Annotated in this window: 15 protein-coding genes, 1 pseudogene and 1 riboswitch; of the genes and pseudogenes, 13 read left to right on the top strand and 3 right to left on the bottom strand. The window is 67.4% G+C overall.

The features are described from left to right. From Y706_RS0107895 to Y706_RS0107885, 3 genes are all read left to right on the top strand, one after another. Positions 1 to 771: efflux RND transporter permease subunit (locus tag Y706_RS0107895; RefSeq protein WP_028276173.1), on the top strand; the 771-nt coding region annotated here is incomplete at its 5' end. After that, positions 768 to 1,235 (top strand): efflux RND transporter periplasmic adaptor subunit, encoded by a 468-nt coding sequence (locus Y706_RS0107890; RefSeq protein ID WP_028276172.1) that lies wholly within the window; start codon positions 768 to 770, stop codon positions 1,233 to 1,235. The genes Y706_RS0107895 and Y706_RS0107890, both read left to right, overlap by 4 nt. Position 1,236: 1 nt before the next feature. Further along, positions 1,237 to 4,377, top strand: coding sequence for an efflux RND transporter permease subunit (locus Y706_RS0107885; RefSeq protein WP_028276171.1), 3,141 nt, complete (start codon positions 1,237 to 1,239; stop codon positions 4,375 to 4,377). 27 nt (positions 4,378 to 4,404) lie between these two features. On the opposite strand, the gene Y706_RS27950 is transcribed toward Y706_RS0107885, so the two are convergent. After that, entirely contained in the window at positions 4,405 to 5,511 is a 1,107-nt protein-coding gene (locus Y706_RS27950; protein ID WP_253906721.1) for a serine hydrolase, read from the bottom strand. Positions 5,512 to 5,661: 150 nt separating this feature from the next. Between Y706_RS27950 and Y706_RS0107875 the strand changes: the two genes are divergently transcribed. The 5 genes from Y706_RS0107875 to Y706_RS0107855 all read left to right on the top strand — a co-directional run bounded on the left by Y706_RS0107875 (position 5,662) and on the right by Y706_RS0107855 (position 9,589). After that, the gene (locus tag Y706_RS0107875) at positions 5,662 to 6,219 is read left to right on the top strand and encodes a dihydrofolate reductase family protein (protein ID WP_028276169.1); all 558 of its coding nucleotides are present in this window, start codon (positions 5,662 to 5,664) and stop codon (positions 6,217 to 6,219) included. 131 nt (positions 6,220 to 6,350) lie between these two features. Continuing rightward, entirely contained in the window at positions 6,351 to 7,160 is an 810-nt protein-coding gene (locus Y706_RS0107870; RefSeq protein ID WP_253906720.1) for a phosphatase PAP2 family protein, read from the top strand. A gap of 2 nt (positions 7,161 to 7,162) precedes the next feature. Beyond that, on the top strand, positions 7,163 to 7,906 hold the full coding sequence (locus Y706_RS0107865) for a DedA family protein (protein WP_028276167.1): 744 nt from the start codon (positions 7,163 to 7,165) through the stop codon (positions 7,904 to 7,906). 5 nt (positions 7,907 to 7,911) lie between these two features. Beyond that, the gene (locus tag Y706_RS0107860) at positions 7,912 to 8,589 is read left to right on the top strand and encodes a response regulator transcription factor (RefSeq protein ID WP_028276166.1); all 678 of its coding nucleotides are present in this window, start codon (positions 7,912 to 7,914) and stop codon (positions 8,587 to 8,589) included. Next, positions 8,582 to 9,589: a sensor histidine kinase gene (locus tag Y706_RS0107855; protein ID WP_028276165.1), complete on the top strand. Its 1,008-nt coding sequence runs from the start codon at positions 8,582 to 8,584 to the stop codon at positions 9,587 to 9,589. The genes Y706_RS0107860 and Y706_RS0107855 overlap by 8 nt, the downstream gene beginning before the upstream one ends. A gap of 145 nt (positions 9,590 to 9,734) precedes the next feature. Here the strand turns inward: Y706_RS0107855 and Y706_RS0107850 are convergent, their stop codons facing one another. Continuing rightward, positions 9,735 to 10,421, bottom strand: coding sequence for a hypothetical protein (locus Y706_RS0107850; protein ID WP_028276164.1), 687 nt, complete (start codon positions 10,419 to 10,421; stop codon positions 9,735 to 9,737). Between the two features lie 7 nt (positions 10,422 to 10,428). Continuing rightward, positions 10,429 to 10,632: riboswitch (cyclic di-AMP (ydaO/yuaA leader) on the bottom strand. Between the two features lie 201 nt (positions 10,633 to 10,833). Here Y706_RS0107850 and Y706_RS0107845 point away from each other — a divergent pair. Together Y706_RS0107845 and Y706_RS0107840 are read left to right on the top strand one after the other, a co-directional pair. Then, complete coding sequence (locus Y706_RS0107845) at positions 10,834 to 11,082, top strand: hypothetical protein (protein WP_223916806.1); 249 nt, start codon at positions 10,834 to 10,836, stop codon at positions 11,080 to 11,082. Continuing rightward, a complete protein-coding gene (locus Y706_RS0107840; RefSeq protein ID WP_028276162.1) occupies positions 11,079 to 12,284 on the top strand; it encodes a cation:proton antiporter in 1,206 nt (401 codons plus the stop codon). Before Y706_RS0107845 ends, Y706_RS0107840 begins: the two co-directional genes overlap by 4 nt. Positions 12,285 to 12,342: 58 nt before the next feature. Here Y706_RS0107840 and Y706_RS0107835 read toward each other — a convergent pair whose 3' ends face one another. Further along, the gene (locus tag Y706_RS0107835) at positions 12,343 to 13,047 is read right to left on the bottom strand and encodes a DNA alkylation repair protein (protein ID WP_028276161.1); all 705 of its coding nucleotides are present in this window, start codon (positions 13,045 to 13,047) and stop codon (positions 12,343 to 12,345) included. A 128-nt stretch (positions 13,048 to 13,175) separates the two neighbouring features. Here Y706_RS0107835 and Y706_RS24230 point away from each other — a divergent pair, with 128 nt between their 5' ends. The 3 genes and pseudogenes from Y706_RS24230 to Y706_RS29715 form a co-directional block, all read left to right on the top strand. Then, a complete protein-coding gene (locus tag Y706_RS24230; RefSeq protein WP_043435386.1) occupies positions 13,176 to 13,781 on the top strand; it encodes a hypothetical protein in 606 nt (201 codons plus the stop codon). A 344-nt stretch (positions 13,782 to 14,125) separates the two neighbouring features. After that, the gene (locus Y706_RS0107825) at positions 14,126 to 14,923 is read left to right on the top strand and encodes an esterase/lipase family protein (protein WP_043435421.1); all 798 of its coding nucleotides are present in this window, start codon (positions 14,126 to 14,128) and stop codon (positions 14,921 to 14,923) included. 268 nt (positions 14,924 to 15,191) lie between these two features. Beyond that, positions 15,192 to 15,619 (top strand): annotated as a pseudogene (locus Y706_RS29715) (hypothetical protein); the annotation flags it as partial.

The following is a 15,619-nucleotide window of genomic DNA, read 5'->3' as shown; positions in this document are numbered from 1 at the left end:
CTCGGCGACGTCGCGCAGGTGACCATGGTCGGGAACGAATCCGTGATCCTGCACGATGACACCTCGCGCCGCATTGACGTGAAGGCTGACATCCAGGGTCGCCCGCTGGGCGACATCCAGCGTGACATCAACGCGTCCCTGCAGCAGATGCAGTTCCCGATGTCCTACCACGCCGAGATCCTCACCCAGTACGCCCAGCAGCAAAGCAATTACCAGTGGCTCTGGCTGCTCGCGGCAGTCGCCGCAGCCGGCATCCTGGTGCTGCTGCAAACGGCGACGGGGAGTTGGCGGCTCGCCGCCCCGCTCTTCCTGGGCCTGATCCTGGCACTGTCCGGCGGCGTGCTGGCCGCCCAGGCCACCGGGGGCGTCAACGCCCTGGTCGCCCTGGTCGCCTTCGCCGCAGTCCTGGGTATCGCCGTCCGCGGCGCCCTCCTGCTGGCAAGCCACGTACGGGACCTGCGGGCAACCGATGCTGAAGCGCCCTGGCCCGCGCTGGTGGTCCGCGGAAGCAGGGAGAGGCTGGGACCCGTCCTGATGTCCACCGTGATCACGGCCCTGGTGCTGTTGCCCCTGGTCCTGCTGGGCGGCGTCGTCGGAGCGGAAATCATCCTGCCGCTGGCCGTGATCATCTGGGGCGGCCTGCTGACGACTTCCTTCTTCACCCTGTTTGTCGTGCCCGCTGTGCTGCTTCGGTTCGAGCCGCAGCAGGCACCCGGCGCGCCGGCCGACCAGGGCACCGCTGCACCAACTGAAAGCCGGGGTGCGTCATGAACTCCACACCTTCGCCGCGGGGCAACAAGGTCGCGGTTTTCATCACTGCATTGATCGTGACGGCGTTCACGGCGCTCTCCGCTACAGGTTGCGCCCAGGCACCGGAGGCCGCACCGTCCGAAGGCGAACCGGCGGCGATCGCTGAAGTCCCGGGCACGGACCTTCACCGGCTCACCCTCACCGACCACGCCGTCGAACGGGTTGGGATCGCGACAGCGGTGATTGCAGTGGATCCCAAGACCGGGAAGCTCACTGCCCCCTACGGGGCCATCCTGTACGACAGCTCGGGCAAGGCGTGGGTCTACACCAACCCTGAGCCCCGGGTCTATGTCCGCCAAGCGATCACGGTCCAGCGCATCAACGGCGACGTTGCCGTCCTGACGGACGGGCCGCCGGCAGGGACCGTCGTCGTCACGACAGGTGCCGAGGAACTTCTCGGGACCGAATTCGATACGGCCGAGTGACATGCGCTGGCTCATCGGGATCAGCCTCCGTTTCAAGACGGTTGTTGTCGCCCTCGCGTGCGCCGTGATGCTGCTCGGTTCCCTGCAGTTGGGCGCCGCATCCGTGGATGTCTTCCCGGAATTCGCCCCGCCGCGCGTCGAAATCCAGACCGCATGCCTCGGGTTGACCGCCCAGGAAGTCGAAGAGCTCGTCAGTGTGCCGATCGAGGCCGCCGTGAGCGGCATGCCGGGCCTGGACGAGATACGGTCCAAGTCCGTGCCCCAGCTGTCCTCGATCGTGCTGCTCTTCCATCAGGGCACTGACCTGCTCAACGCCCGTCAGCTCGTCTCGGAACGGATGGCGTCGGTGACCGCGGCGCTGCCGACGTGGGCGGCCCCGCCGGTGATGCTGCAGCCGCTGTCCGCGACCAGCCGCGTGATGAAAATCGGGATGACGTCGTCGGAACATTCGCTCATCGAAATGTCCATGCTGTCCTACTGGACCATCCGGGCCCGTCTGCTGCGGGTCCCCGGGGTGGCCAACGTGGCGATCTGGGGCGAGCGGCTCCAGATGCTGCAGGTCCAGGTGGAGCCTGACAAGCTCAAGGCCCAGAACGTCTCCCTCAACCAGGTCATGGAAGTCACCGCCGGCGCCCTCGACGCCGGGCTGCTGAAGTACTCGCCGGGACGCTTCATCGGCACCGGCGGCTTCATTGACAGTCCGACCCAGAGGATGGGCGTCCGCCACGTCCAGCCGATCCAGACGCCCGCGGATCTGGCCCAGGTGACGATCCGGGAAAAGGACGGCGTGGCGCTGCACCTGGGCGACGTTGCCCAGGTTGTCGAGGACCATCAGCCGCTGATTGGTGACGCCGTGATCAACAACGGCCACGGACTCATGCTGATCGTCGAGAAGCTGCCTTGGGGCAACACACTGGACGTGACCAAAGGCGTGGAGGAGGCCCTCCACGAGCTGCAGCCGGGTCTGAGCGGTATCAACTTCGACACCACGATCTTCCGGCCCGCCAGCTTCGTCGAGGAGGCGATCTCCAACCTCAGCATCGCGCTGCTGCTGGGCTGCCTGCTGGTGGTCATGATCCTCGTCGCGTTCCTCTTCCAATGGCGCACGGCCCTGATCAGCATCATCGCCATTCCGTTGTCCCTGCTTACAGCCGCACTCGTGCTCTACTTCACGTCCAGCTCCATCAACACAATGGTCCTTGCGGGGCTGGTCATTGCGGTGGGCGTCGTGGTCGATGACGCGATCATCGACGTCGAGAACATCATGCGCCGCCTGCGGCAGCGACGCGCCCGGGGCAGTGACGAATCTGCGGCATCGGTGGTCTTGAAAGCCTCTCTGGAGATGCGCAGCCCGATCGTTTACGCGACCCTGATCATTGTGGTCGCCGCCGTACCGATCTTCTTCCTGGACGGTCTGACCGGCGTCTTCTTCCGGCCGCTGGCCGTCTCCTACACCCTGGCTGTCCTGGCCTCGATGTTCGTGGCGCTGACAGTGACGCCGGCTCTTGCCCTGATTCTGCTGGGCAACGCCAAACTCGAAGAACGCGATGCGCCGCTGGTCCGGGTGCTCAAACGCGGCTACCACGCCGCCCTGTCCAAGGCCATGAACCGGCCCCGGTTCGGCTACGCGGGCTTTGGCGTGCTGGCGGTGGTGGGTTTGGTCCTCGCTCCCCTGATGGGTTCTTCCCTGTTCCCCACATTCAAGGAACGGGACTTCCTGATGCACTGGATCTCCGAACCGGGTACGTCTGCCGCCGAAGAATTCAGGATTTCCCAGCGCGGCTGTGAGGAATTCCTCAAGGTCCCCGGCGTCCTGAACTGCGGCACGCACATCGGGCAGGCATTTGCCGCGGACGAGATCGTCGGTGTCAATGCCGGCGAACACTGGATCAGCATCGACCGCCACGCCGACTACGACGCGACCGTGGCCGCCGTGGAGGACGTGGTCAACGGCTACCCGGGGCTGCACCGTGACGTCCAGACTTATCTGAAGGAGCGGATTGAAGAGGTCATCACCGGCGCCAGCGAACCCATCCTGGTCCGGGTCTACGGAGACGACCTCAATGTGCTCCGGGAACAGGCGCAACGGGTCAAGACCATCATGGACTCGATCGAGGGCACCGAGGACCCGCATGTGTCCCTCGAGGTGGAAGTCCCCCAGATTGCCGTGACGGTTAACCTGGCCGCGGCGCAGAAGTACGGCCTCAAACCGGGCGATGTCCGGCGCGCGGCCGCGACACTCGTGGCAGGCGAGGAGGTCGGCGACGTCTTCCGGGACGGCCGGGCCTACGACGTCCAGGTCTGGAGCACCCCGGCCACCCGCTCCTCCGTCACCAGCATCGAGGATCTGCCCATCGATACGCCCAGCGGAGCGCGGGTTCGCCTCGCCGATGTCGCGGACGTGAGCCTGCAGGCGACGCCGAACCAGATCGACCGCACCAACGGATCCCGCCGCGTCGAGGTGGGATCCTTCCTGGCCAACGGAGCGGACATGGGAACTGTGGTCGGTGAGTTGAAATCACGGCTGGAGAGCCTGGAGCTCCCCACCGGCTACAGCGTGCAGCTGCTCGGCGAATACACCGAACGCGAGGCGGCAACGAACCGCCTGATGATCTACTCCGCGGCGGCACTTGTCCTGATCCTCCTGCTGCTGCAGGCGTCCTTCCGCAGCTGGCGGCTGGCCGTCCTGTCGCTGCTGACGCTGCCGGTTGCCCTGGTGGGCGGGGTCATAGCCGCCTACATGACCGGCGGCGTCCTGTCCCTCGGGTCCCTCGTTGGCTTCCTCACGGTGATGGGGATCGCCGCGCGCAACGGCATCCTGCTGATCAACCACTGCCAGCATCTGGAAACCTTTGAAGGCCAAACTTTCGGCCGCGACCTCGTGATGCGCGGGGCGGCGGAGCGGCTCTCGCCCATCCTCATGACCACCCTGGCCACCGGGCTTGCCCTGGTACCCCTGGTTGTCATGGGCAACATCCCGGGCCATGAAATTGAACACCCCATGGCCGTGGTTATCCTGGGCGGCCTGGTCACCTCCACCTTGCTCAATCTGTTCATCGTGCCCTCGCTCTATCTCCGGTTCGCCAAGTCCAGGAAGACCAGGGAGAAGGAACGCGCTGCCGCCGGGCCGGTGTCCGTCTAACAGCGGCTGGCGTCAGAACCTCAACCATCAGAACAGGGCGGCGGTCACGGTCCGGGTGAGCTGTTGAATGATCTGGGTGCGGGGGCCCATATCGGAGTAATTCCTGCCGCGGGTGTACACGACGAACACGAAGGCCCGGCCGTCCTTGTCCAGGACGGCCGCGTCATGCAGGTTTCCGAACAGCAGTCCGTACTTGTGGTGAACCCCTACCCCGGGCGGAACCGCCGGCGGGATCAGTGTCTCAAAGTTGGTGTTCTGCATATAGGACAGGAGCTGGGCGGTGTTGCGGGCATTGAGCAGCTGTCCCGTGTAGAGCAGCTGGAGGGTCCTGGCCATTTCTGCGGGCGTCAGCAGGTTGACCGTGCGGTCATAGGTGATCCCGATCGAGCCGGCGTAATCCGTGATGCCCCGCGCGCCGACCGCCCGCAGGATCAGCGCCCACGAGTCGTTGTTGCTCTGCTGGACCATCCGGCGGATCTGGGTGCCGGCCGTCGAGTTGCCCATGGGGGCGGTCAGCGAGGCGCGGCCGGTCTCAACGAGGTGGTAATACGCCGACGCGGCCAGAATCTTTGCCGTGCTGGCGGCCACAAACTTGTCCTGGACCCCATAGCCGTGGACCACGCCGTCAGAGACATCGATCAAGGACACCCCCAGGGCATAGGCACTGTTGGCCGCGATGATCCCGTTGATCTGGCTGTCCAGTTCCGGGTCAATGGCCGGGACCGCGACGGCAGGCACAGCGGGGATCTCAGCGGGCTTCCCGGCGGCCGCCGAGACGGCGCCGGCCGCGGGCGAAGCAGTAGTCGGCGAAGCAGTTGCGGGCAGGTCAGATGCCGGCGGAACGGTCCGGCCGGCATCCGTAACCGGCGCCGTTGGCGTCGCTGCAGCGGCCGGCGGGTCAACGGGTAGCGCCGCCTGGACGCCTGCATAGACGCCGGCAGCCACAAGGGCCAGTGCGACGGCGGCCGCCGTCAGATACTGTCGCCGGGTCCTCCCCGCACGCCCGGCGAGGGACCGCGGACCGGGCCGGGAACCGTCGTTGGCCCGGTGCCCGCCGGAGCGGTAGTGGCGCGGCGCCGGTTCAGGCTTCGGGACCGGCCCGGTGCTGTTGTTCGAATCGTTCGCAGGCATCATGCTTCCCCGAAGGTGACTGACCGCGGTGGGGCCATAGACTTCCAGCATTCTTCCCCCTGGCGGCTTCCCGCGCAAGGGTACGGCTCCGGGAAAAAGTGGGTCTGCCATCCGAAGCAGCGGCGTACGCTGGTGAAAACGTAAGGAGCGGCGATGCGCAAAATCATCCTGGCCATGCAGGTGTCCCTCGACGGATTCTTCGAGGGCCCGGACCGCGACATCAGCTGGCACATGGTCGACGACGAACTGCACCGCCATTTCAACCAACAGCTCAGCACTATGGGTGCCTTCCTTGACGGCCGCGTCACCTACGAGCTGATGGAAGAGTTCTGGCCCACCGCGGACCAGGACCCGGCCGCCGGCTCAGTGATGGCCGAGTTCGCCCGGATCTGGCGGGACATGCCCAAGATCGTCTACTCCCGGACGCTGACATCTGCCGCCTGGAACACCACCGTGGTCCGGGAGGTGGTGCCGGAAGAAGTGCTGGCCCTGAAAGAGCAGCCGGGCGGGGACCTGGCCCTGGGCGGGGCAGAACTGGCCGACACCTTCCGGCGGCTCGGGCTGATCGACGAATACTGGCTGTATGTCCATCCGGTCCTGATCGGACGGGGCCGCCCCCTGTTCAAGGCTGCGGACAGCATAGCCCAGCTCCGGCTGCTGGAGACGCGCGCCTTCGGCAACGGGGTGGCGCTGTTGCGCTACGCCGCGTAGCTGGCACGGATCATCCAGACGTCGCCCCTCGGCCGGCGCCGCGTCACTTTCTTAAGCGTTTCTTAACGGGCTGGCGGAAGACTGGGAGTCGTCGCCTGTCCGGGCGCCCTTGTCCCGAGCCGGAGGATCCCATGACTGGACCTGCCCCTGTTAAGAGCGATGCGCCGCTGGGCGGTGCTGGAGCACTCAGCCGAAGTGGAGCACCAAGCCGTCCCGACGCCGTGCGCCCCGCCGCGGGTCCCCGGCTGTGGGCCCTCCCCCAGGTCCGCCACTGGTTAGTGCTGGGCGTCCTGCTGTCGGCCGCCGTCGTGGCATTGGGCCTGGCGGCGCAGCTGACACCCGGCTTCAATGCCGCCGAGCTCGGGGTCGATCAGGACCTGAGCCAGCACCACGCCGCCGCCCTGACCGCCGTCGCGATGGCGCTGAATGTCGTGTTTGGCCCGGTGGCGGGCCTCGCGCTGATCGGCGCCGCGGCGCTGTACATCTGGCTGTTCCGCGGCGGCCTGGCCAAGGCGGTTGCCTTCGGCCTCGTGGCATCATCCGGCTGGGTGGCAAGTGAATTCTTCAAGCTCCTCGTGGCCCGCCAGCGGCCCAGCCCTGCCCTGCTGTTCGATCCCCTGGCTCCGGAAACGGGTTCCAACAGCTTCCCGAGCGGCCACGTGTCCTTTGCGGTGGCATTGGGATTCGCAGTGTACTTCCTGGCCCGTGGAACCCGCTGGGCCAAGGTCACGGCCGTCGCGGCGGCGGTGATGGCCCTCGTCGTAGCCTGGTCACGGCTGTACATCGGCGTCCACTACCCCACGGATGTCGCGGCGTCGTTCCTGGCCTCGTGCGCAGCCGTGGTCCTGCTGGCGGGACTGTGGAACCTTCTCGCGCCGCGGATAGCGGAGCGGATCCGGGCCCGTTCGGGCAGCCGGCCGCTGGGCGCTGAGGAGAAATGAGAATGCCCGTCCTGGACGTTTTTGCCGCCCTTCCGGCCGTCCACGCCGCCGGAACATTGTCCCTGCTGGACCCGGCAAGCCTGCTCGCCGGGTTGGGCCCGGCCGCGCTGGGTGTGATCGCGGTGATGGTCTTCATCGAATCGGGCGTGCTCTTTCCCTTCCTGCCCGGCGACTCCCTGTTGTTCACCGCAGGACTTCTGCACCAGCAGCTGCAACTGACGTTGCCTGTGCTGATCGGCGTCGTCACCGCGGCCGCGGTCGCCGGGGACCAGGTCGGCTACATGCTCGGACGGAAATTTGGCCGGCGATGGTTCAAGGACGACGCCCGGATCCTGAAGACAGCGCACCTGACCACCACGGAGGACTTCTTCCGCCGCCACGGCGGGGCCGCCGTCGTGCTGGCCCGCTTCGTCCCCATGGTCCGGACGTTTGCTCCGCTGACCGCCGGGACCGCGCGCTATGACTACAAATCCTTCACCCTGTGGAATATCACCGGCGCCGTCGCGTGGGCGGCCTCCGTGACGATGCTTGGCACCTGGCTGGGGCATTTTGACATCATCGCCAGGAACATCGACGCCATCGTCGTGGCCATGGTGCTCGTCTCCGTCGTGCCGGGGGTGGTGCAGCTCCTCAAACGCCGCCGGAACTCCCGCCGCGCCGCCGCAGCCGCAGACAAAGCCGCCGGCGACACGGCAGAAGAACCCGGGGCCGGACTGCGGACTGAGGAAATGGCCGCGGAAGAATAGCTGACATGACCTCCGCTGACCTTCCGTCCCTGCTGCTCGTCGAGGACGACGCCGTCCTGGGACCGCTCATCGCCGAGCTACTGGGCCCGGACTACCGGGTCCAGTTGGTCACCAACGGCCGCGACGGCCTCCACCAGGGGCTGACCGGGAGCTGGGACGTCATGGTGGTGGACCGCGGGCTGCCCGCCATGGACGGCACCGCCCTTATTACGGCTTTGCGGTCGAAAGGCATTGCCACGCCCATCCTGATCCTGACCGCGCTGGGCGATGCCGACGAAAAAGTCAGGGGCCTGGACGCCGGCGCCAACGATTACGTGACCAAGCCGTTCGACGCCGGCGAACTGGCAGCACGCCTGCGCGCACTGACGCGGACTTTCACTCCCCCGGCCCCGGCACCGGTGGCGATCGGGGACTGGGAACTGGATCCAACGCAGCGCTCCGTCCGTTCCGTCTACGGGCAAACGGTGTCACTGACCGCAAAGGAAGGCCAGCTGCTGGCAGCCCTGGCCGCGGAACCGGACCGCGTCTTCACCCGGGATGAGCTCCTCGCGGCGTGCTTCCACGCCTCGGAACAGCCCGGCGTGATCGATACCTATGTTCATCACTTGCGCCGGAAGATCTCCAAAGCCGTGATCCGCACGGTGCACGGCCTCGGATACCAGATCGGCGAAGCCCATGAATGACGGCCGGCCGGCCGGCGGAAACCCGGACCACTCCATCCTGCGCAAGGCTTCCCTCAAGGTCGCGGTGCGGATCAGTGCTGCGTGCGCAGTCATGGTTCTCGGGCTGCTCGCCGCCACGGCGCTGTACCTCACGAACCAACTGGCCCATCCTGAAGTGCCGGGCTCGGCGGCGGCCGGGACGGCCTACACCTACCTGGATTCCAAGGATGTCCTCGAAGCCATGATCATCGCCGGGGTGGCGGGAATCCTGCTGGCCGGCATCGTCGGGTGGCTCAGCGCGCGCAGCGCGATTCGTCCCCTCAGTGATGCCCTGGCAAGGGAGCGGCGTTTCGTCCAGGACGCCAGCCACGAATTGCGCACCCCATTGACCATCCTGGACACCAGGATCCAGCTGGCCCAGCGCAACACTGTGCCCGGCTCCAGGCAAAGCCACGACCTGGCCCGGATCCGGGAGGACGCCGCGACGCTGACAGGGATTGTCAACGAACTGCTCCTCGCGGCAACCGCGGAGGCCCCGGACCGCTCCGCGCCCCCTGCCGACCTCGCCGACGCTGCCGCCAGCGTCGCCGGCAGCCTCCAGCAGGTGGCAGAGCAGCGGCAGGTGCGCCTGGAATTCTCTGCCGCTGCCCGGCCGCTGGCCCGGATCGAGAAGAATGCGCTGCGGCGTGCCGTGCTGGCCCTGGCGGACAACGCGCTGGCCCACACGCCTCCGGGCGGCCGCGTGTCCATCACGACCTCAATCGAGCAGAAGCGCGCCGTGATCACGGTGGCGGACTCCGGGACCGGAATCACCGGCGTCGATCAGGCCCGGATCTTTGACCGGTTCGTGCGGACGGCCGGCACCGGCACCTCACAGGGACAGCGGAGCTTTGGCATCGGCCTGGCCCTGGTCCGTGAGATTGCCGTCGCGGCCGGGGGCACCGTCGAGGTGGCCGCGACGGGCGGCGAGGGAACCGTCATGAAATTGAGGCTTCCGCTCATGGGCAGCGGGAATCCCTGAGGACCCTGCGCCGGGGAAAGCTATGCCATCGGGATCCCGGACCCCCGAATGCGGAGACAGGAAAGACCGGCGGTCGAGTTGCCCCCAAGGGAACTCGAGCGCCGGTCTTTCCGGACTGTCTGGCCCCGGGTCGGGGCCGTGCGGCTTAGGCGCGGACGAACGTCACGCCGCCGGTCGCGGTGAGCCAGGACAGCGGGTGGACCATGGTCTGGTTCTTGCCGTTCATGCCGCCACTGACCACCTGGCCGTTGCCGGCGTAGATGCCGACGTGGCCGGACTGGACCACCATGTCACCGGGCTGCGGCGTCGCTACAACGGTTCCAAGGCCAAGGAACGCGCGGGGACCGATGTCGCCAACGGGCTTACCCGCGGCGCCAAGGGCCTTTTCCACCATGGCAGTGCAGTCCTGGGTGATGCCCACCTGGCTGTAGGCGGCCGAGAGCATGATGGCGTTGCGTCCGCCCGCGGGCGCCGCGGCCGGCGCTGCTGCCGGAGCTGCTGCCGGAGCGGCCTGCACCTGGATGACCGGCTTGGCCGGAGCCTTGGGCGCCGCCGCCGGGGCTGCAGCGGGAGCCGGAGCCGGCGCGACGGGCTGTTCGATGACCGGCGCGGCAATAGAATCCACTGCGGGGCGCTCGAAGCTAATCTTGACGCTTGAATCGGCACTGACCGGGGCACTGACCTGTCCGGTGACGTCGACGTTCGACGCCGGAGCAGAGTCACGCTGCACGGGGGCGGTGGCGGCGTTGGCGGCCATTCCGCTGGTCAGGACCAGGCCGGATGCGGCGGCGAGGACGGCGGCATGGCGCGCAAAAGTATTGACTGAAGTCATGAAAAATGTAGCCTCTCCCAATGCCTGCGAGGTGAGCTGTCGGATTCGGATGGGAGGCACCCGGCCGCACTCCCGGGCCCGTCGTTTGCGGGCACTGTGCGGCTTCACCCCAAGACCTGCATATCAGCAGGTCAAAAGTGGTTTCCCCGTCTCTGCCGGACGTTGATGCGAGTTACCCCCGGGCCGCGGCAGAGTTAGGCAATCGGCTGGGGAGCGCCCGTATCGGAGACAACAGGCACTCATCAACCGTAGCGCGAACCGCACCCGAAAGTCACATTCAGGTAACGGAGCCATGATGCCGGGCCGCAATTTGCCCATAGGGCGGCGTCGTTTCCGAACATAGGATGATGCCATCAGCACCACCGGAAGCGGAGGCCCGAAAATGAACAGCCATTGTGTCGCCATCTGCCAGTTGAGCACTCAGCCCCAAGAGGATTTCGACGTCAACACCGAGCTGCTGATCCTCGACGGCGGGGACGTCCACGTGAGCACCTGGGACGCGGAACCGCGTGACGGGGGTTTCGACGAGCACATCCTCAATGACCGGGTGGACGCGCTCGGGTACATGGTTGTCAACGACTGGGCCTTCCTGGACGGCAAGGCCTACGCGGTGGTGGAACGGCGGTCAGGCCCGGCGCCGGCCGGCCGCCGAGAACCGTGACCTTCCTGTCCCTGGCGCTGATCGCCGTCATCGCCCTGGCCGGCCCCCTGCTGGCCCTGCCGGCGCGCTGGCACTTGCCTGTCATGCTGGGTGAGCTGCTGGCCGGCATCGCGATCGGGCGCTCAGGCCTGGCCCTGGTGGACCCCGCGGACCCGACGTTCACCCTGCTGGCCAATATCGGGTTTGCGCTGATGATGTTCGTGGCAGGCACCCACGTTCCCGTGCGGGATCCGCACATCCGTGGCGCCCTCGGCAAAGGCTCCCGCCGGGCGATGGTGGCCGCAGCGGCAGCGGTGGTGGTCGGAACCGGCATCGGTCTGCTGTTCGGGACTGGACATGCTCCCCTCTACGTCGTGCTGCTGGCGTCCTCGTCGGCCGCCCTGGTGCTTCCAATCGTCGATTCCCTGCGCCTCGGCGGGCCAGATGTCGTCGCTATGACAGCGCAGGTGGCAATTGCCGACACAGCCTGCATTGTGGCGTTGCCGCTCCTGGTGGATCCGCCCCACGCAGTCCAGGCGGCGCTGGGTGTCCTCGTGGTGACCGGGTGCGCGGTAGTGCTCTTTGTCGGCTTGCGCTGGCTGGAGCGCCAGGGAATCCGTCGGCGCGTGCACCGGCTCTCGGAAAGCCGCAAGTTTGCCCTGGAGCTACGGATCCAGTTGGCCGTGCTCTTCACCCTGGCCGGTGTCGCGACGTGGAGCAATGTGTCTGTGATGATGGCAGGCTTTTCTTTCGGCCTGGTGATGGCTGCGGTCGGCGAACCGCGGCGGCTGGCCCGGCAACTGTTCGCGCTCAGCGACGGCTTCCTGGGTCCGCTCTTCTTCGTGTGGCTGGGTGCATCGCTGACGTTAAAGGACCTGGCCGGGCACCCGGACATGATGGCCCTCGGCCTGTTGCTGGGGGCCGGGGCCCTGCTGGCGCACGCCGACCTGGCTTTCCTGGGACTCCCGCTGTCGCTGGGGGTGTTGTCGGCGGCCCAGCTTGGCGTACCGGTGGCTGCGGCGAGCATCGGCACGCAGCTTCAGGTCCTGCTCCCAGGCGAGGCCGCGGCCCTGCTGGTGGGAGCGCTTGTCACCATAGCCGCGAGCGCCGTCGCCGGGTCACGGGCGGCGAGGACTTTCGCGGTCCCGGCAAATGCCGGCGGCAAGTCCGGAAATTCCGGCAGCGCCGTCGGGCAGGGCGATCCGGGGGGTCCGACGGCCTGACAGTCCGAATGTCTACATGCCTGGACCAAAGCCGGGCCGGCGGCGAAGGTTCGGAGGGTTATTCTCCAACCGATGTGAATTGCAGCTCCGGCCTCCGCTTTGCCATCTCTGCCAGGACCCGGGAGACGGCATCCCGGACCGCTGTGCCGTCGGCGTCGAACGTCCCGCCCGGCTCGCCGAGCACCGCGTTGGCGTGCCGGACGAACCTGTCCCAGTCCCCCGCGCCCGCGCGCAGCGCCAGCAACGGCGAGAGAAGCGCGGCCCGGCGCAGCCAGGCATCGGGCTCGCGCACCCACCGGTCCAGCACGCTGTCGGCCCGCACCCTGACCAGAACATCGAGTCCGTCCACCAGGGGTCCGACGACGTCGACGGCGAGCGGATCCACAAGGTCCCGCACCCGCGCCTGCCGGATGAAGCCCTCCAGCCGGGTGAGGTCGGAGTTGGTCAGCAGCGTCACGTTGGCTTGCAGCAGGACCACGGCGGCCAGCCGGCGCTCGAAAACCGGCACGGGCCCCCGGCCGGAGCCTCCGGGCCCGGCGCCCCACAGTTCGGAACTCAGCGCAGTGACCTCATCGCGGGACAGCCCGGGATAGCGGCGGCCGGCATCCCGGACCGTGCCGCGCACGGCGCCCACGGAAGTGCCGTAGAACCGGAGGCCGCTGCCCGCCGGCTCCGTTTCCAGCCGCGCCTGAAGCTGCTCAGCGCGGCGCCAGGAAGCTTCTCGCTGCAGCGAGAGGTCGATGAATTCGCCGGCATCACTCACCCGTTCATTCTTTCCCCTCGCGGCTCGCGGCGGAAACGCGGTGCCAAGCCGTCCTGGTGGGCAGTGGGCCCGGACCATCTGCCTAGACTGAACTGGCAAGCCTCCGATCGAAAGCGGTTTACGCAACCATGCACACCAAGCTGACACTCGCCATCGCACTTTCCGCCATGACGCTGGGGGTGGCAGGGTGCGCCGCCCCTGCGCCATCTACCGCACCGTCTCCTGAGTCACCTGCGGCATCCGCGGCGCCGTCCCCTGATTTTGCTTTAGACATCACGGGGGCGCCCGGCCGGATCTCCCAGGCCGGCCTCACGGTACTGACGGCGGAGGGCAACGTGGACCACTATCACGCACATCTGGACGTGCTGAAGGACGGCAAGCCCATCGCGGTGCCGGCAAATATCGGCATCACCGCCGGAGCTGACCACAGGGCCAACGGCATCTCAGCACTGCACACCCACGACACCACTGGCGTGGTCCACATCGAGTCCCCCACCGCCGGGCAGGTGTTCACCCTCGGGCAGCTCCTGACGGAGTGGGGCGTCCTCGGTGGCACCGGCGCCCCCGGCACCGGTGGGGGTTCGCTGGATGGCTGGACCGTTTACGTGAACGGCCGGAAGTTCGACGCCGGGATCCGGGACCTCCCGTTCAAGGCCCACGACGAGATCGTCCTGTCCTACGGCACCGCGCCGGCGACGATCCACGCCTCCTACGATTTCCCGCCCGGAGAGTGAGGTGACCGGAGAGTGAGGTGGCCGGAGGCGACGGCGGGCGGCATGCCCGTACCTGCACAACTGTGCAGCAGTCTCCCCATGCGAACCCCAACTGTCACCATTGCCGTCGAAAAATGCATGCACAAACGTGCATGTTGGAGCGATCCGCGGAGCACCTTCCCTAGCGTGAATTGAGAGACGTGAGTCGGATCACAACGGGGGCTGATCCCTACCTCACTTCCATTCCCACAGACCGTCACAGATGACGCGTCCAACCGAAGAGGTAATCCGTGCCATACCCGAAAACGCCCGCAGCATTCGCAACGCTGGCAGCTGCGACCTTGGCGCTGCTTGGCGCATCCCTGATGGGTGTGCCGGCGGCCCAGGCCGACACCATTGACGTTTCGCCGCCCGGCGCGAATGACTGGTCCTGCAGGCCCTCGGCAGCCCACCCCTACCCGGTGCTCCTGGTGCCGGGAACCTTCGAAAATATGGCGAAGAACTGGGCGACGATGTCGCCGGCGCTAAAGAGCCAGGGCTACTGCGTTTTCGCGCTGAACTACGGTGCGACCAACGGCGTCGACGCCACGGGCCCGGTGGCAGACTCAGCCCGTCAGCTCGCCCCGTTTGTCGAGAAGGTACTGGCCTCGACGGGTGCCAGGAAAGTTGATCTCGTGGGCCACAGCCAGGGCGGCATGATGCCGCGCTACTACCTCGGATTCCTTGGAGGCGCGGACAAGGTGAACCACCTTGTGGGCATCGCCCCGTCCAACCACGGAACCCGCGGGCTCATCACGCCGACACCGGACGCCGTTCCGCCGGCCACCTCAGTGGGAGGCTCGAATTGCCAGGCCTGCGCCGACCAGCAGGCTGGTTCTCCGTTCCTCACCGAGCTCAACTCCATTGGCGACACGGTTCCGGGTCCGGCCTACACGGTGATCTCCACGACGCACGACGAGGTGGTGACGCCCTACCCCAGCCAGTTCCTCGCCGGCCCGGCCCAGCAGGTCACCAATATCACCATCCAGGACAAGTGCCCGGCAGACGTGATTGACCATGACCAGGCGCCCAACGACCCCGTTACCCAGCGTCTCGTGTCCGACGCTCTTGGTCAGCCGGCCGGCCGCCCGGGCAACCCGGCATATCAGCCCAGCTGCGTATAGCGCGGCACCCCGGGCGGAGGCGGCGTGCGGAACGTCACTCATCCGGGAGGTTTGCGGGCTGAGGTAACGGTCCGGTAACGTTGGCCGCTGGCCGCGAGGCCCGGCCCGAATGCAGGGCCCCGGACCGCCCCTTTGCAGGGCCCCGTTGCGCCGTTCGGCGTCTGCTCGCCCATGCCTTGCGGCAGGGGCCGGATGAAACTTCCCGCATTATCCGCCGCCCTGGCAGCGTCGGTTGTGCGTGCCAGCCACGAAAGCCCGGAGGGGTCCGTTGTTCAAGAAACCGCCGTTCAATAAATCAACGCTCAATAAATCAACGTTCAAAGATGCACGGCCGAAGGCACGCTCCACGGCACCACAGCTGAACAAAGTAGCGATTGCGCTGAGCCTGGGCGCACTGTCCCTGACCGGCTGCAGCGCCGGACCCGCGACGGGCGCCGCAGCCGTTTCACCGGCCACCGGGGCCGCGCATTCCGCTGCGGACTCCACGTCCTCGGCGGCAACCCAGGCCGCGCATCCTGCCGCGAAGGCCACGGCCCCGGTGGCCGCAGCGCCGAAGCCGGCGGTCCCCTCGGCCCCCAAGCCTGCCACCGGTACCGCCGGTGCACCTGCGGCTCCCGGAGCCGATGCGCCACCTGCACTGGCCGCCGCGCCTGTTGCTCCGGCAGCTGGCGCCCAAGCGGCAGCCGCTCCGGCGCC

It is taken from the genome of Arthrobacter sp. I3, assembly GCF_000520575.1.
Classification (GTDB): domain Bacteria; phylum Actinomycetota; class Actinomycetes; order Actinomycetales; family Micrococcaceae; genus Arthrobacter; species Arthrobacter humicola_A.
The sequence above is the reverse complement of the archived record's forward strand: the minus strand, read 5'-3'. Positions and strand labels throughout refer to the sequence as shown.

Coding starts and splice junctions, on each gene's coding strand:
- Y706_RS0107885 (WP_028276171.1), top strand. CDS start 1,237: ATGCGCTGGCTCATCGGGATCAGCCTCCGTTTCAAGACGGTTGTTGTC.
- Y706_RS0107870 (WP_253906720.1), top strand. CDS start 6,351: ATGACTGGACCTGCCCCTGTTAAGAGCGATGCGCCGCTGGGCGGTGCT.
- Y706_RS24230 (WP_043435386.1), top strand. CDS start 13,176: ATGCACACCAAGCTGACACTCGCCATCGCACTTTCCGCCATGACGCTG.
- Y706_RS0107890 (WP_028276172.1), top strand. CDS start 768: ATGAACTCCACACCTTCGCCGCGGGGCAACAAGGTCGCGGTTTTCATC.
- Y706_RS27950 (WP_253906721.1), bottom strand. CDS start 5,511: ATGATGCCTGCGAACGATTCGAACAACAGCACCGGGCCGGTCCCGAAG.
- Y706_RS0107865 (WP_028276167.1), top strand. CDS start 7,163: ATGCCCGTCCTGGACGTTTTTGCCGCCCTTCCGGCCGTCCACGCCGCC.
- Y706_RS0107825 (WP_043435421.1), top strand. CDS start 14,126: ATGGGTGTGCCGGCGGCCCAGGCCGACACCATTGACGTTTCGCCGCCC.
- Y706_RS0107860 (WP_028276166.1), top strand. CDS start 7,912: ATGACCTCCGCTGACCTTCCGTCCCTGCTGCTCGTCGAGGACGACGCC.
- Y706_RS0107855 (WP_028276165.1), top strand. CDS start 8,582: ATGAATGACGGCCGGCCGGCCGGCGGAAACCCGGACCACTCCATCCTG.
- Y706_RS0107875 (WP_028276169.1), top strand. CDS start 5,662: ATGCGCAAAATCATCCTGGCCATGCAGGTGTCCCTCGACGGATTCTTC.
- Y706_RS0107850 (WP_028276164.1), bottom strand. CDS start 10,421: ATGACTTCAGTCAATACTTTTGCGCGCCATGCCGCCGTCCTCGCCGCC.